The organism is Mesorhizobium sp. M0340, assembly GCF_040321535.1.
Classification (GTDB): domain Bacteria; phylum Pseudomonadota; class Alphaproteobacteria; order Rhizobiales; family Rhizobiaceae; genus Mesorhizobium.
This window is the reverse complement of record NZ_JAMYRR010000001.1, coordinates 272,069-286,812: the sequence shown is the minus strand read 5'-3', so window position 1 is coordinate 286,812 and position 14,744 is coordinate 272,069. Positions and strand designations below refer to the sequence as shown.

Genomic DNA, 14,744 nt, shown 5'->3' with positions numbered 1-14,744 from the left:
GAGGGTCCTTTTGGGTACGTCAGCACCGGCCTACGCCGGCCGTAGCCTTAACTGCCACGACCGCTCATGAGTGCTTTGGCCCGGTGAAGGCCGCAAGCGCAGGAAACCGCCGTTTTCGACTCGGCCTGACCTGAATATCGATACAGCCTAATGCAGCGCCTTGACCAGCGCCGCCACCATCGCCTGCGGCCGGTAGCCGAGCCTGGCCGGCGTCAGGCCGAGCCGCACCACAACCAGCTGCTCCGAGGGGACGATGGCGACCGTTTGCCCGTCATGCCCCTCCATCCAATAGGTGTCCTTGGGCAGGCCGGCGGCAAGGCCGGCACCGGGGTTTTCTTCGTCGCCCGGTCCTTCGATCCATAATTGCCCCTTGCCGTAGACCTTCGAGGCAGTTGCCGGTTCCCGCATCCAGTCGACGAAGCTGGCGGGCAGTATCTCTTTGCCGTTCCAGACGCCGCCCTGCAGCAGGAACTGGCCGAAGCGCGCCCAATCGCGTGCCGTGGCATAGAGATAGGACGAGCCGACGAAGGTGCCGTGCTCGTCGGCTTCAAGCACCGCGCTGTGCATGCCGAGCGGATCGAACAGCGCGGCCCTCGGCCAGGCCAGCGCCTTGTCCTTGTCGCCGATCGCGTCCTGCCACAATCGGGACAGCATCACCGCCGTGCCGCTCGAATAGGAAAACACCTTGCCGACCTCGCCGGTCAGCGGCTTGGATCCGGCAAAGCCCGCCATGTCCGGTTCGAGATAGAGCATACGCGTCACATCGGCGACGTCGCCATAATCCTCGTTGAATTCCAGCCCGCTCGACATCGCCATCATGTCGGCGAGGCTGATCATGGCTCGGCCATCTCCCTTCCAGGGACCGAACAGGCCCTGGTTGGTCATCGCCAGCTTGCCGCTCTTCACCAGCGTGCCGACGATCGCCGCATTCACCGTCTTGGTCATCGACCAGCCCAATAGTGGCGTCTTTTCGGAAAAGCCGTCGCCATAGCGCTCAGCGACGATGCGGCCGCTCTTGACCACCACCACCGCCCGCATCCCGGCGCCGGTCATTGCTGGATCGTCGAGGACCTTCACGACCTCGGGATCCTGCGAGGCACCGACATCGTCGCCTTCCGGCCACATCGCATCGGGCAGCGGCGCCGGCGTCGGTGGAGCGCCGGCGATAACCTTGGCGGCGGCAATATCCCCGTCGGGAACCGAGGCGCAGCCGAGCCCCTCGCGAGCGACCGCGACACTTTTGCCGAGCGCGCCGAACAGGCCCGCCGAAACCGTTCCCTTCTCCTTGTCCACCGACACTCTCATCAGCTTCAGCAGCGGATGACCCGGCGCCTGCACATCGACGGCGAGCACGTCGTTGGCGTCGCGCCCGGCGATGAAGACGTTCGAGCAGACGATCTTGGCCGCATAGCCGGAACCGACGCGGATCAGTTCCGGCGGCGCGAAATACAGCCAGCCGGCGAGTATCGCGGCGGCCAGCACAGCCAGGCCGAGCAGCCATTTGACGAACTTCAAAAGGATCTGCATTTTGAGTTCCCCCGGCGCGCTCGATCTATGTCATCGATTTGCCGCCATTGTTTCGGCAAAATCGCGGCTCTTGTCGAGCGCCGTCAACCGAATATCAACCATGATCGGCGATCACAGGTGCATGTCGCCCAAAAGCGCGCAGCGGTTTTGGGACCACGACATGCACAGACAAAAGAGCCAAGCGCGTCGAAGCGACGCGCTTGGACAGACCGGGCGATCCTGTGGGGTGACCGTCCGGCGGGGCTTGAATGCATGCGTCCCAAAACTGCGCAACGGTTTGGGAAATGCATGAAACGAAGATCCAGGCGCGTCGCGTAAGTCGGTTTCAGACACGCTGCGCCCGGTCGAGGGGCCACCCGCGGAAAGACCCATCAGCGGCCGGCTGAAACCGGCTCGGGAAGTAGCGATGCGCCGTTTCGCGGTCCTCATCACGCTGATGCTGCTTGGTGCCTGCTCGACGGTCGAGGATCTGACGCCATCGTCGTCCAGTGCCGCGACGGTTGCGGTACGCGCGCCCCGTTTTGCCGATTCCGACCCGCATGAATGGGATAGCGGCGCACCGTGGAGCTATGCCGTCCACGGCACCGACGTCTCCAAATACCAGACCTCGATCGACTGGCCGGCGGCCAGGGCCAGCGGCATCTCCTTCGCCTTCATCAAGGCAACCGAGGGCGGAGACCGGTTCGATGAAGCTTTCAACGAGCATTGGAGCCGCACCAAGGCCTCGGGCATCCCCCGCGCCGCCTATCACTTCTTCTACTTTTGCACGCCGGCCGCGACCCAGGCGCGCTGGTTCATCCAGAACGTGCCCAAAGACAGCTCGGCGATGCCGCCGGTCCTCGACATGGAATGGAACCCGAAATCGCCGACGTGCAAGCTGCGGCCCGATCCCGCCACGGTACGCAGCGAGATGAGCACGTTCCTCGAAATCGTCGAAAAACACTACGGCAAGAAGCCGATCATCTACACGTCGCTCGACTTCTTCGAAGATAATGGTTTGTCGGGTTTCCGCGGCTACCCCTATTGGCTGCGCTCCGTCGCCGGGCATCCGCGCCAGAAATACGGCAGCCATCCCTTCACCTTCTGGCAGTATACCGGAACGGGCGTCGTGCCGGGCATGGCCGGAAACGCCGACATCAACGTCTTCAACGGCTCCGAAGCCGCGTGGAAGAAGTGGTTGCGGCAGAACACCCGTTGACACCGGGCCTGCCGCCTGCTTTTCGACACAGCCAATGACAAATGCCTGCAACCGCTGGTAATCTTTTCGGAAGGATGGCGATGCGATTGCGCTTTGGACTTCTCGCGGCGCTGCTCCTGAGCGCCGTGCCGGCGGCGGCACAGCAATGCGGCGGCGATTTCGAGGCATGGAAGCAGGGCGTGGCGGCGGAGGCCAGGGCGGCCGGCGTCGGCGCTGCCGGCCTTGACGCGCTGGAAAACGCCACCCTCGATGAGAAGGCGTTGGCACGCGACCGCGCCCAGGGCGTCTTCACCCAGACCTTCATCGAATTCTCGAACCGCATGATCTCGTCCCATCGGCTGAAGCAAGGTGCGGCCAATCTGCAAAAATATGCCGAGGTCTTTGCCCGCGCGGATCGCGAATACGGCGTCCAGGCGCCGGTCATTGCCGCTTTCTGGGCCCTTGAAACCGATTTTGGCGCCGTGCAAGGCGATTTTCACACACTGAATGCGCTGGTGAGCCTCTCGTATGACTGCCGCCGCCCGCAGTTGTTCCGGCCGCAGATCGTTCCGCTGCTGATCTTGATCAATCGCGGCGTGGTGCCGGCCGACGTGACCGGTGCCTGGGCCGGCGAGATCGGCCAGACGCAGATGTTGCCTTCCGACTATCTCGGCCACGGCGTCGACGGCGACGGCGATGGCCGGGTCGACCTGCGCGGCAGCGCGCCGGACGTGATCATGAGCACGGCCAGCAAGATCCAATCGCGCGGCTGGAAGCGCGACCAGCCCTGGATCGAGGAGGTCCGTGTGCCCGACAACTTGCCGTGGGAGCAGACGGGACGCACCAACAAGCTGCCGTTGACGCAATGGAGCCAGTGGGGCGTTACCAGGCCCGACGGCACGCCGCTTCTCGACAACGGCCTGAAGGCCGGCCTGGCGCTACCCATGGGTCGCAAGGGGCCAGCCTTCCTGACCTACGACAATTTCGACGTCTATCTCGAGTGGAACCAGTCCTTTACCTATGCCCTTACCGCGGCAAATCTTGCCGCCCGGCTGGGGGGCGCTCCGCGATTCGATCCGCGCAACCCCGACCCCGGCCTCGACGGCGAGCAGATGAAGGCGCTACAGACCAAGCTCGAGGCGAGAGGCTATGACGTCGGCACCGTCGACGGCATCCTCGGCACCAACACCCGCGAAGCGATCCGCAAGGAGCAGATGCGGCTGGGCTTTCCGGTCGACGGCTGGCCGACGCCGGAGCTGCTGGCGAGACTGTGAGGGTGGTGAATGGTAAAAGAATAGCACCGGAGCCGCACTTGAGCACCAGAGATGCTACTATTCACTATTCACTATTCACTATTCACTATTCACTATTCACTATTCACCGCCTCGCCAGCAGGAAATCGATAAACGCTCGCAGCGGCGCGGGAACCTGCCGGGAACTCGCGTGATATAGATAAAAGCCCGGAAATCTAGGCGACCAGGCTTCGAGAAAGCGGATGAGCTTTCCCGCTTCGATCCACGGCCGGACCTGATATTCCAGCATGTACGCCACCCCGACCCCATCCAGAACCGCCCCCATCATCAGGTCCGTATCGTTTACCGTCAGGCCGCCGCTGACGGCCACTTCCAAGGCACGCTGGCCTCGGGCGAACTCCCAGCGGTAGAGATTGCCGCCGCTCGGCCACTGGAAATTGATGCACTGGTGCTGATGCAGGTCCGCGGGATGGCGGGGTATCGGGCGATGCTCCAGATAGCTCGGCGCCGCCACTGCGGCCATCTCGAGTTCCTCGCTGAGCTTCACCGCCACCATGTCCTTGTGCAGCCGCTCACCCAGTCTGATTCCGGCATCGAAGCGACCTTCGACGATGTCGGTGAGCATGTCGTCGACGATGATGGTGAGGGCGATATCGGGATAGGCGCGGCGGAAGTCGCCGAGGATCGGCGCGATGAAACGCGTGGCGGCAATGCGCGGAACATTGATGCGCAGCGAGCCTGCCGGCCGGCCGCGTGATGCATGCGCATCGGCGACGGCCCCTTCCAGTTCGCTGAACGCCGGCGCGATGCGGGCAAACAGCTTCTCGCCCTCAGCGGTCGGCGACATGCTGCGCGTGGTGCGGTTGAGCAGGCGGACACCGAGACGGTCTTCCAGCCCGCGTATCGTCTGGCTGAGTGCTGGAGGCGAAATTCTGAGCTTGGCCGCGGCGCGGACAAAGCTGCCCTCTTCGATGATTGTTGCAAATGCCGTGAGTTCGGAAAACTCGGTTCCGCGCATTATGTACCCCAGGCTTAACAAGTCAGTTAGATAATAGGCTATTCTCTGAGCAATAGCATGCCCCTAGCTATCGCTGGAACGCCGCTCGATCGGGGCGGCCGTATCCAGACGGAAGGAACAGCCATGCATCGTCCACTCGAAGGCAAAACCGCACTTGTGACCGGCAGTTCGCGCGGCATCGGACGCGCCATCGCGGAGGGGCTCGCAACCAAGGGTGCTGCCGTGGTCGTCAACTATGTCGGCAACGAGAAAGCCGCCAGGGAAGTCGTTGCCGCCATTGAAGGGAATGGCGGAAAAGCCGTCGCCATCCAGGCGGACGTCTCCAGCATCACCGACATTCGCCGGCTGTTCGACGAAACCGAAAGGCAGATGGGGCCGATTGACATCGTCGTCGCCAATGTCGGCGTCGCCGTCATAAAGCCGCTCGTCGAGGCTACCGAAGCGGACTTCGATCATGTGTTCGGCACCAATGCCAAGGGCACCTTCTTCACGCTTCAGGAGGCGGCGCGCCGCGTTCGCGACGGTGGCCGCATCATTGCCGTCTCCACTGGTGGAACCAAGATGTTCTTCACGCAGACGGCGCTCTATCTCGGCAGCAAGGGAGCCGTCGAGCAGTTCGTCCGCGTCCTCTCGCGCGAACTCGGCCCGCGCGCCGTTACCGTGAATGCGCTGTCGCCAGGCTTCACCGACACCGACCTGCTTCCGGAGCGGGACCGGGCCGTGGCCGCAGGCATGTCGCCCTTCGGCCGGATCGGAGCACCGCGCGACGTCGCCGATGTCGCGGTTTTCCTGGCTTCGGACGAAGCTCGCTGGCTGACCGGCGAGAACATCCAGGCCGGCGGCGGAGTAGCCTGACTACTCGGGGGCGAAGGGTGAAGGGTGAAGGGTGACGATTCACCGAAGCGGACGGAACGCAAGAACCGCTTCCATTCACTATCAACTAATCCGCCATCGTCTCCAGGCTGGCAAACCCCTGCGGTGCATCGCCTTCGTCGAATGGCGTCGCCACCTCGACGAAAGTATCGGGATAGAAGCCGTTGAACCGTGTCCGGAGCGACAGCGAATAGGCGCCGATATGGCCGATCTCGATCCAGTCACCGGTATCGACGGTTTCGGGCAGCCAGAACGGCCGCGACAGTATATCGACGGAATCGCAGGTCGCGCCACAGACCTTGAACGGCACGATGGTCTTGTCCTCGCCATTGCGCGAGCGGATCGCCGGATCGGGGATGAAGCGTGCCGGCAGCGTGATCTTGCCGGTCCATGAATCCGACAGCGACGCCCAGATGCCGTCATTGATGTAGAGCCTTTTGCCCTTGCGCAGCAGCACGCGCACGATCAGCGACAGGCAGCGCGCCACGATCACCCGGCCGGGCTCGGCCACCAGCTGCATCTGGTCGAATTGGTACTCCTGGAGGTCGCCCGACAGCCGCGACATGATCTGGCCGAGCGACGGCATTTCCGGCTTGCGGCTGTTCGGATCATGACCGTATTCGGCGGGAAAGCCGCCGCCGACATCGAGCCCGGCAATGTCGAAGCCGACGCGGTTGCGCACCCAGTCGGCGGAGGCCAGCGCCCGCTCGTAGGTGTCGGGATCCTCGATCTGGCTGCCGACGTGAAAGCACAGCCCTACCTTGTAGCCGGTCCGGTTCAGCCGTTCGGCCAGTTCGACCGCATTGGCAGGTCCGGCGCCGAACTTCTTCGACAGTTCGTAGGCCGCCGAGCCCTTCGTCTGGATGCGCACGAACACGGTGATGGCGCCCGGGTCGATGTCGAGCGCCCGCACCACCCTGGTCAGCTTGGTGATCTCGTCCTCATGGTCGAGCGAAATGACGCGGATGGCGTATTTTTCCAGCGCCAGCCTGATGTCCGACTGCGCCTTCACCGGGTGCATGTAGAGCATCTCGGCGTCCGGCGAGACGGCGCGCACGGCGGCGAATTCGCCGGGCGAGGCCACATCAAAGGCGCTGACGCCGGCCTCGACCAGCGCGTTGAGCACGATCTGCTCGCCATTGGTCTTGACCGCATAGGCGGTCTTGCCGGGAAACATGCCCATGAACTGTTTGGCGTCCGCCTTCAGCACCTGCGGGCGGAAGCAATAGATCGGATCGTCCGGGCGAAGCGCCAGCGCTGCCTCGCGGGCATTTTCGAATCGCTGCATGGACGAATCCCTTGACTGAGGCTGCGCACAATTAATCCAAGCTAGCGGCTAATGAAAACAATTCTATGTCTCGCCGCCCTGGCTTCGCGGCGCTACGCCGTTCTGTGCGCCGGTTATGAGCGAGCTAGGCCATCACTCAGGTTTCGGGTGGCCCTTGCCGCCGGACCGGTAGAGCGTGAACAGATGCCTGAAGAGAGCAAGGCATCTCGTCTGGGAGGACGACCAATGGCGATAGCTGCCACCACCACGATGCGCGGGCCGATGGTGCTCAAGGACTGGGCCCAGCTTCTGCTGCTCGGCGCCATCTGGGGCGGTTCGTTCTTCTTTGCCCGCATTGCGGTGTCGGAACTCCCTCCGCTGGTGCTGGTGCTGTTTCGCGTCGCCATCGCGGCGACCGCGTTGCAGCTCTACCTTGCGGTTCGCGGTCCGTCCTTTCGCCTCGCCTTGCCGCATGCCGGACTGTTTTTCCTGCTGGCGCTCGCCAACAATGTCATCCCTTTCTCGCTGATCTTTGCCGGCCAGACCGAGCTCGGCGCCGGTGTCGCCTCGGTGCTTAATTCGACCACGCCGTTCTGGACGCTGATCCTCGCCAACGCCCTGACCAGCGACGAAAAACTGTCGTGGAACAAGCTTGCCGGCATCGCCCTCGGTATCGCGGGGACGGCGGTGATGATCGGTCCTGGCCTTGTCGCCGGGCTCGGCGGGCCGGTCTGGGCGAAATTCGCGCTCATCGGTGCCTCGGTCTCCTATGCGGTTGCGCTGATGATCGCCCGCCGCTTCAAGGGTGTGCCGTCACCGGTCATTGCCGCCGGACAATTGACCTGCTCGACCATCATCATGATCCCGGTCGTTCTGTTCACCTATGACGCTGCCACTCTGTTTTCGGCCTCGCCGCCGGTATGGGCGGCGGTGCTGGCGCTGGCGCTGCTGTCGACCGCCTTCGCCTACATCCTCTATTTCAACCTCGTCGCCTCGGCCGGCGCCACCAACGCCTCGCTGGTCACGCTCATCGTGCCGGCCAGTGCCATCCTGCTCGGCTTGCTGTTCCTGGGCGAGCGGCTCGAACTGTTCGAATTGGCGGGCATGGCGCTGATTGCGCTCGGCCTCGTCACCATCGACGGTCGCCTGTTCGGGCGGCGTTAGAGCATGTTCCCCAACTCTCAGCTCGAAATCGATTCCGATTTCCGCCGCGGTAGCGCTGCCATTCTCGTTGCTGCCCCGGCTTCGCCACAAATTATTCACAGGTCCAACGCCGGCTTTTGACCAAGAGTTTCAATGCCTAACGGCAAACGGCAGGTCGCAAATTCCACAATCTCGTCGCATTGCAGCAAAGTTTCTGCTTGCCTGTGGCACAAATGACCCTAGACTCTCGCCATAGCTCTTAAGAGGAGGCTATGACATGGGACTGACGAGGCCGATCAACGCATTGATGATTTGTGCTGCGTTTGCATTCATCGGCGCCCTCATTATGGGCGTCCTTCCATAAGGCCGCTGAGCGGGGGAAGACCAGCACCGAATATTACAAACCATTGAAAAGGCCGGGCATTTTGCCCGGCCTTTTGCATTCCCCCGATCTTTGACATTTCAAAAAGGAGCTTGCCGCCTTACGCCGCGGCGGATCCCGCCGCCTCGACTTCGTGCGACCTGATGCCGATCATGTGGCAGATGGCGAAGACCAGATCGGCCCGGTTCATCGTGTAGAAGTGGAAATCGCCGACGCCGCGCTCGACAAGGTCCAGCACCTGCTCGGCGGCCACGGCAGATGCCACCAGCGCATGCGTTTGCGGATCGTTCTGCAGCCCATCGAAACGCTCGGCCAGCCATGCCGGCACCAAGGCGCCGCACCGCGCCGAGAAGTTGGCGACCTGGGTGAAATTGTGCACCGGCAATATGCCCGGCACGATCGGTATGTAGATGCCGGCCCGCCGTGCCCGCTCGACATAGCGCTCATAGAGATCGTTGTCGAAGAAGAACTGGGTGATCGCCCGCGTCGCCCCATTGTCGGCCTTGCGCTTCAGCATGTCGAAATCGGTGGCGAAATCCGGACTCTCCGGATGTTTTTCCGGATAGGCCGAGACCGATATGTCGAAATCGCCGGCGCCCTTCAGCGCATCGACCAGTTCGGCGCCATTGGCATAGCCTTCCGGATGCGGCCGGTAAGCCGCGCCGACGCCCTCGGCCGGATCGCCGCGCAGGGCGACGAAACGCTTGACGCCCATATCGGCGAACTCCCGGATCACCGCATCGACCTCGTGGCGCGCCGCGTCGACGCAGGTCATGTGCGCCGCCGGCGTCAGCGACGTTTCGTTGAGGATGCGCTTGACGGTGCGGGCCGTGCGCTCGCGGGTCGAACCACCGGCGCCATAGGTGACCGAGACGAATTTCGGCTTGAGCGGCTCCAGCCGGGTGACCGTGTCCCACAGCCTTGCTTCCATCTCGTCGTTTTTCGGCGGAAAGAACTCGAACGACACCCTGACCTTGTCGCCGATGTCGGGACGGCGGGAGAAGCGGAACTGGTTCATCAGGCGGTTTCCCCTATCGGATACGCATTGGCCGGTTGTCTGTCGTTGGAAGGCTCGGCAATCAGCATGCGCCGATCGCGGCCGAGCCAGAGTTTGACGGTGAGCTTGGCCTCGTTGCCACCGCGCGGTTCGAATTCCTGGCTGTCCTCGAGCTCGAGGCCGGCCTCGGAAAACCAGTCGGCGATTTGCCGGTCGGAAAAGCCGAGGCGCATATGCGCGTGCTCCTCGCGCAAGAACTCCAGCGTGTGCGGCGCGAAATCGACGATCACCAGCCTGCCAGCCGGGCGCAACAGACGCGCCGCCTCTCGGATGGCGCGGGCAGGATCGTCGAGATAGTGCAGCACCTGATGGATGGTAACGAGATCGAAGGCGTCGCGTTCGACCGGCGGCGCGAAAATGTCGCCCTGCCGCACCTGCGCATTCGAAATGCCGGCCTTGTCGAGATTGGCGCGCGCCACCGTCAGCATTTCGCGCGACATGTCGATGCCGATACCGCGCCGATAGAGCGGCGAAAAGATCTCGAGCAGCCGTCCGGTGCCGGTGCCGAGATCGAGCATCGACTGGAACGGCCGCTTGCCGACGAGCTTGATGAGGGCTGCTTCGACAGCGCGGTCCGGCACATGCAGCGAGCGGATATGGTCCCAGCTTGCGGCGTTGACCGAGAAATATTCGGCAGCCCGGTCCTGCCGCTTGCGCTTGACCGCGGCCAGCCGTTCGAGATCACGCTCGACCTGCGGATCGGCGCCGCGGATGCCGGAGACCAGCCTGAGCACAAAATCGCGCGACGTGTCGGAATCCGAAAGCCGGAAGAAAGCCCACGAGCCCTCCTGGTAGCGGCCGATCAGCCCTGCCTCCAGCAGCAATTTCAAATGCCGCGAGACGCGCGGCTGCGACTGGCCGAGGATTTCGGTGAGATCTGAAACGGTCAGATCGCCGCGCGACAGCAGCGCCAATATACGCAGCCGGCTGGATTCGGCAGCCGCCTTCAATGTATCTACCATCGTGTCGAGAGCGACATGCATGCGAGCATTCTCTTTGAAAAGATATAAACATATGTTTATGTCGGTTTTGATAGGCTTGCAAGCGCTATGTCGCTTCCGGACAAGAAAATGACGCATGCGCAGCGGATCGCGCAAAGCCGGATGCATCGAGGCGAGGCCCATGTTCGAAACGCGCAGCGGCGAAAAGCTCCTGGAAACCGACCCGGCAACGATGCCGCCGGATGGCCATGTCGTGTTCATCGGCCGCATCGCTTCGCCTTGGATCACGCGGGAGACTTGCCCCAAAAACATGAAGGCCGCGCGGGAGACGGGACAGCCGGCGCACTTGGTCATCGACCCGCTTTATCGTGAGGGCCTGCTTGGGCTGGAACGCGCCAGCCATGTGATCGTCCTGTCCTGGCTGCACCATGCGCCGCGGCAACTGATTATCCAGAAACCCCGCCATGCCATGGAGCCGAAAGGCGTCTTTTCGCTGCGCTCCCCTGCCCGGCCGAACCCAATTGGGCTGCATGTCGCCAGGCTGGTTGCCGTCGATATCGATACCGGCCGCATCGATCTCGATGCCATCGACGTGCTCGACGGCACGCCGGTCATCGACATCAAGCCCTACTTCGCCTCGACCGATGCCTTCGCCGCGGCGACCATGGCCGGGCGGGACGAGTTGTCCAGATCGGACGGGCAGTGAGCGCCCCGACCGGCCGCCGCCGCGCCATCGCCAAGGCACTGACAGCGCTCCTGCCGCTGGCGCCCTATGCCGACATGGAAAAGATCCGTGCCGATGCCGGGGCCGTGCACATGAAGACCTTGCCACCGAGCATTGCGGTGTGGCTGGCGACGATAGCGCATATCCGCCACGCCCATACCGACTACGAAAAGCTGCTGGCCGAAGGCTATGACCGCGATTCCGCGCGCTTCTTCGTCATCGAGCAAACCAACATCGTGCTAACCCGCTGGCGTGCCACCCGTCTGCTCGATGACGAGGACGAGGAATAGAGCGATGGCAGATACACGCGTCGAGTTCTACGGCGCCCCCCTCTGTCCTGCCGACGTCAGTCCGGCAACATCGGAACTTTCAAAGCCAGAAACAAAAAAACCGCCTCGGAGGGCGGATCGTTGGAGCCAATTAGCACCATGCCGAAATTAGTAGCATAGCTGCCGGCACAAAGCAAGAACAAAATACGCAGCGCGCGGCTTTGCCTGGCTTTGCCGCCTTGCCTAGAAAACAATCAGGCCCGGTAAATCCACTGCTCCGGCACGCGCACCGAAATCTCCTCGCCGGCAGTGATCGTGCCGGGCTTCTCGACCCAGGCGACGAGCCCGCGCAACCGCTTCGCTGCTTTCGGGAACAGCAGCGCGCCGGCCTCGACGTCGGCTATCCCGGCATGCTCGGCGACCGACCTGCCCGCGATCCGGCAAGGCCCGTTCTGCGCGTCGACCTTGACGGTTGCGCCGCCTTTGAAGAACAGCAGCGTGCCGGATGGCAACATCGAGAGGTGCGGCAGGCCTTCGATCACGAGATTGGCGCCGATCCATTCCGGCTTGATCTCGGCGATGCCCATCCGTTCGGCGACGATTGCCAGTTCGTCCGCCGCCACGATCGACAATTGCCGCTCGTTGCGCATCTCGGTGCCGCGCGGATACCAGGGCTCGCGCCCGCCGGAGCGCCGCGTCGTGCCGGCGTGGAAATCGCCATCGATGCCGTCGAAGCCGAGCTGCAACGTATCCACTGCCCGTGTCTCGAAATGATCGAACGGTGCGAGGTAAAGCGCTGCCACCCTGGCGGCGAGTTTTCGCGCGGGCACGATCTCGACCGGAGTTTCGGCTTCGGGAAAAAGATCCGGCATGGGTTCGTGCCTCGCGTGATACGCGCAATTAGCCGCGGTCAGCTCATCAGGTCCAGTCGAAAGCGCTGATGCTCCGATCAAGCGGACTGATGCGATTGCCAGGCGCGCTCCAATGCCTGTGCCGTCCGCGCCGAAATAGTCAGAGCATGCGCAACAGCGCACCGCCGATCGAGTAGCCGGCGCCGAACGCGCAGAGCAGGCCGTAGTCGCCGGCCTTCATGTCGGCATGGTTCTCCGACAGGGCGATGATGGCGCCGGCGGCGGCGGTGTTGCCGAGGCGCTCCAGCACCATCGGCGCGCGGTCATGGTCGACGTCATGGCCGAACGACAGTTTCAGGATCATGGCGTTCATCCGCGCATTGGCCTGATGCAGCCAGAAGCGCCGGATCGCTTGCGGCGTCAGCCCGTGCTCGGCCAGGAACTCGACGATGAATTTGTGGCCGGCAACGGTGACTTCCTTGAACACCTTGTTGCCGATCTGCTTGATCAGATTGCCTTCCAGATCGATCATATACGGATCGTCCTGGGTGGCGCGGGTATGATAACCGAGATTGGTGCGGATGCTGTTCGACATCTGCGTCCAGGTACGCGTATCCAGCACCTCGAATCGGCCCGGCCGCTTCTCGCCCTGGGCGAGCCCTTCGACGACCATCGACACGGAAGCGTCGCCAAAGATGAAATGCGTCTGCCGGTCGCGAAAATTGAGATGGCCGGTGATGATCTCCGGCGTCGTCACCAGCACGCGTTTGTGCGCCCCTGCCCGCACCAGGTTGACGGCGATGTGCAACGCGGCCGCCGCCGAAGAGCAGCCAAGCCCCATGTCGAAACCGGCGCCCTTCGTGCCCAGTGCCTGCTGCATTTCGATGGCGATCGCCGGATAGGGCCGCTGATGATGCGAGGCCGAGCAGATCACCAGGTCGATATCCCCTGGCTTTAGCCCGGCATGATCGAGCGCCTTGCTGGCCGAGGCGATGCCGAATTCGGCCTCCAGCGACAGCGCATCGTCGGGCCGCGCCGGGAAGCGCGGCGCCATGCGGGTCGGGTCGAGGATGCCCTCCCGTTCGATGACATGGCGGGTCTGGACGCCCGAGGCATGGACGATGAAGGCACTGTCCGATTTCTGCAGCAGCGGCTCGCCGGACACCTCGCGGCGGACGTTCTCCATGTCCACCCAGCTGTTGAAGCTGGCGACGAGTTCCTCATTGGTGATCGAAGCCTCGGGGATTTCAACGCCGATGCCGCTGATGATGACGCGATGCATTTTCAGTTCGTCCCGTGCGCAGGCGTTGCGGCTTCATGTCGCGCCGCAAAAAGCTCGGCGCAACCTCTTTTGCACCTAGCCAGTTTATGCCGGCTTAAATCAAGTCCCTGGAAAGGGTCTAAAAGATCCTAAGCAGCGCGCCGCGCCACGATGAAGAGACGGGGAAAGCGCAGCAACACCTTGCCGCTTGCCGTTTTCGGATAGGCTTCGCTGATCCCGGCCGTGTAGCGCTTCAGGAAAAGCTGCCGCTCGTCTTCGTCGAGCGGATCGAGGAACGGCTTCAGCCCCGTCGACTTCACCCATTCGACGATCGCCTCGGCATCGGCCAGCGGATGGTTGTAAATCGTGTGCCAGATATCGAGCCGATCCGAGAACGGCGACAGAAGGTCGTAATAGAACGAGACCGGCGGCAGCGGCGCGCGAGCCGCGCGCTCGAGCTTTTCGGTGAACGGCATCTCGGCCGCGGTCTCGCGCATCAGCCGGTGCGAGGGCTCAGCCATGTTGTCCGGCATCTGCACGGCAAGCGCGCCGCCGGGAGCCAAGAATCCCATCAGCCGCTGGAAGACTGCCGGATGCTCCGGCAGCCACTGGAACACCGCGTTAGCGAAGATCACGTCGACGGGTTCGGTCGGCTGCCACGCCGCCGCATCCGCCAGCGCAAAGCTGACGCCGGGCAGGCGCGCCTTGGCCTTCTCGATCATGTCGGGCGAGGTATCGAAGCCGCTGATTTGCGCCTGCGGCCAGCGCTCGACCAGCAATTCGGTCGAATTGCCCGGTCCGCAGCCAATATCGACCACCAGGCGCGGTTCTGGCACCGGCACCTGTGCAACGAGATCGCGCGCCGGCCGCGTGCGCTCATCCTCGAATTTCAGGTAGAGGGCGGCGGACCAGTCTTTTCCTGTTTTGAAAGTTAACTTTCCGCCCCGTGAATCTTTCTGTGCCGTCATAACGACTCGCCGCCATGCGTTGATTGACGTTCA

The 14,744-nt window shown here is 63.1% G+C and carries 14 protein-coding genes; 6 read left to right on the top strand and 8 right to left on the bottom strand.

Features of this window, described 5'->3' with window-relative positions:
- Positions 1-147: 147 nt before the first annotated feature.
- Complete coding sequence (locus NKI79_RS01495; protein WP_352799488.1) at positions 148-1,527, bottom strand: serine hydrolase domain-containing protein; 1,380 nt, start codon at positions 1,525-1,527, stop codon at positions 148-150.
- Between the two features lie 406 nt (positions 1,528-1,933).
- Here NKI79_RS01495 and NKI79_RS01490 point away from each other — a divergent pair, with 406 nt between their 5' ends.
- Positions 1,934-2,725, top strand: a complete 792-nt coding sequence (locus NKI79_RS01490; RefSeq protein ID WP_352799486.1) for a glycoside hydrolase family 25 protein — start codon at positions 1,934-1,936, stop codon at positions 2,723-2,725.
- Between the two features lie 80 nt (positions 2,726-2,805).
- Positions 2,806-3,978: a lytic murein transglycosylase gene (locus NKI79_RS01485; RefSeq protein WP_352799485.1), complete on the top strand. Its 1,173-nt coding sequence runs from the start codon at positions 2,806-2,808 to the stop codon at positions 3,976-3,978.
- A 103-nt stretch (positions 3,979-4,081) separates the two neighbouring features.
- On the opposite strand, the gene NKI79_RS01480 is transcribed toward NKI79_RS01485, so the two are convergent.
- Positions 4,082-4,975, bottom strand: a complete 894-nt coding sequence (locus NKI79_RS01480; protein WP_352799483.1) for a LysR family transcriptional regulator — start codon at positions 4,973-4,975, stop codon at positions 4,082-4,084.
- A gap of 123 nt (positions 4,976-5,098) precedes the next feature.
- Between NKI79_RS01480 and NKI79_RS01475 the strand changes: the two genes are divergently transcribed.
- Positions 5,099-5,830 (top strand): SDR family oxidoreductase, encoded by a 732-nt coding sequence (locus tag NKI79_RS01475; protein WP_352799482.1) that lies wholly within the window; start codon positions 5,099-5,101, stop codon positions 5,828-5,830.
- 85 nt (positions 5,831-5,915) lie between these two features.
- Here the strand turns inward: NKI79_RS01475 and NKI79_RS01470 are convergent, their stop codons facing one another.
- A complete protein-coding gene (locus tag NKI79_RS01470) occupies positions 5,916-7,136 on the bottom strand; it encodes an alanine racemase (protein ID WP_254819010.1) in 1,221 nt (406 codons plus the stop codon).
- A gap of 225 nt (positions 7,137-7,361) precedes the next feature.
- Between NKI79_RS01470 and NKI79_RS01465 the strand changes: the two genes are divergently transcribed.
- The gene (locus NKI79_RS01465) at positions 7,362-8,279 is read left to right on the top strand and encodes a DMT family transporter (RefSeq protein WP_352505579.1); all 918 of its coding nucleotides are present in this window, start codon (positions 7,362-7,364) and stop codon (positions 8,277-8,279) included.
- 461 nt (positions 8,280-8,740) lie between these two features.
- On the opposite strand, the gene metF is transcribed toward NKI79_RS01465, so the two are convergent.
- Positions 8,741-9,658, bottom strand: coding sequence for a methylenetetrahydrofolate reductase [NAD(P)H] (gene metF, locus NKI79_RS01460; RefSeq protein ID WP_254819012.1), 918 nt, complete (start codon positions 9,656-9,658; stop codon positions 8,741-8,743).
- A complete protein-coding gene (locus NKI79_RS01455; RefSeq protein WP_254819013.1) occupies positions 9,658-10,680 on the bottom strand; it encodes an ArsR/SmtB family transcription factor in 1,023 nt (340 codons plus the stop codon). Before NKI79_RS01455 ends, metF begins: the two co-directional genes overlap by 1 nt.
- 139 nt (positions 10,681-10,819) lie before the next feature.
- Between NKI79_RS01455 and tsaA the strand changes: the two genes are divergently transcribed.
- On the top strand, positions 10,820-11,344 hold the full coding sequence (tsaA, locus tag NKI79_RS01450; protein WP_352799480.1) for a tRNA (N6-threonylcarbamoyladenosine(37)-N6)-methyltransferase TrmO: 525 nt from the start codon (positions 10,820-10,822) through the stop codon (positions 11,342-11,344).
- Positions 11,341-11,652: a DUF2293 domain-containing protein gene (locus tag NKI79_RS01445; protein WP_254819015.1), complete on the top strand. Its 312-nt coding sequence runs from the start codon at positions 11,341-11,343 to the stop codon at positions 11,650-11,652. The genes tsaA and NKI79_RS01445 overlap by 4 nt, the downstream gene beginning before the upstream one ends.
- Before the next feature lie 233 nt (positions 11,653-11,885).
- On the opposite strand, the gene NKI79_RS01440 is transcribed toward NKI79_RS01445, so the two are convergent.
- The 3 genes from NKI79_RS01440 to tam form a co-directional block, all read right to left on the bottom strand.
- On the bottom strand, positions 11,886-12,503 hold the full coding sequence (locus tag NKI79_RS01440) for an MOSC domain-containing protein (RefSeq protein ID WP_352475394.1): 618 nt from the start codon (positions 12,501-12,503) through the stop codon (positions 11,886-11,888).
- Between the two features lie 139 nt (positions 12,504-12,642).
- The gene (locus NKI79_RS01435) at positions 12,643-13,764 is read right to left on the bottom strand and encodes a beta-ketoacyl-ACP synthase III (protein ID WP_352475395.1); all 1,122 of its coding nucleotides are present in this window, start codon (positions 13,762-13,764) and stop codon (positions 12,643-12,645) included.
- Between the two features lie 128 nt (positions 13,765-13,892).
- Positions 13,893-14,711 (bottom strand): trans-aconitate 2-methyltransferase, encoded by an 819-nt coding sequence (tam, locus tag NKI79_RS01430; protein WP_352475396.1) that lies wholly within the window; start codon positions 14,709-14,711, stop codon positions 13,893-13,895.
- Positions 14,712-14,744 lie beyond the last annotated feature (33 nt).

Bases quoted from the DNA above. Each gene is read 5' to 3' on its own strand.
- NKI79_RS01475 (WP_352799482.1), top strand. From the start codon at position 5,099: ATGCATCGTCCACTCGAAGGCAAAACCGCACTTGTGACCGGCAGTTCG.
- NKI79_RS01440 (WP_352475394.1), bottom strand. From the start codon at position 12,503: ATGCCGGATCTTTTTCCCGAAGCCGAAACTCCGGTCGAGATCGTGCCC.
- tam (WP_352475396.1), bottom strand. From the start codon at position 14,711: ATGACGGCACAGAAAGATTCACGGGGCGGAAAGTTAACTTTCAAAACA.
- tsaA (WP_352799480.1), top strand. From the start codon at position 10,820: ATGTTCGAAACGCGCAGCGGCGAAAAGCTCCTGGAAACCGACCCGGCA.
- NKI79_RS01490 (WP_352799486.1), top strand. From the start codon at position 1,934: ATGCGCCGTTTCGCGGTCCTCATCACGCTGATGCTGCTTGGTGCCTGC.
- NKI79_RS01495 (WP_352799488.1), bottom strand. From the start codon at position 1,527: ATGCAGATCCTTTTGAAGTTCGTCAAATGGCTGCTCGGCCTGGCTGTG.
- NKI79_RS01480 (WP_352799483.1), bottom strand. From the start codon at position 4,975: ATGCGCGGAACCGAGTTTTCCGAACTCACGGCATTTGCAACAATCATC.
- NKI79_RS01485 (WP_352799485.1), top strand. From the start codon at position 2,806: ATGCGATTGCGCTTTGGACTTCTCGCGGCGCTGCTCCTGAGCGCCGTG.
- NKI79_RS01470 (WP_254819010.1), bottom strand. From the start codon at position 7,136: ATGCAGCGATTCGAAAATGCCCGCGAGGCAGCGCTGGCGCTTCGCCCG.
- NKI79_RS01465 (WP_352505579.1), top strand. From the start codon at position 7,362: ATGGCGATAGCTGCCACCACCACGATGCGCGGGCCGATGGTGCTCAAG.
- NKI79_RS01435 (WP_352475395.1), bottom strand. From the start codon at position 13,764: ATGCATCGCGTCATCATCAGCGGCATCGGCGTTGAAATCCCCGAGGCT.
- metF (WP_254819012.1), bottom strand. From the start codon at position 9,658: ATGAACCAGTTCCGCTTCTCCCGCCGTCCCGACATCGGCGACAAGGTC.
- NKI79_RS01455 (WP_254819013.1), bottom strand. From the start codon at position 10,680: ATGCATGTCGCTCTCGACACGATGGTAGATACATTGAAGGCGGCTGCC.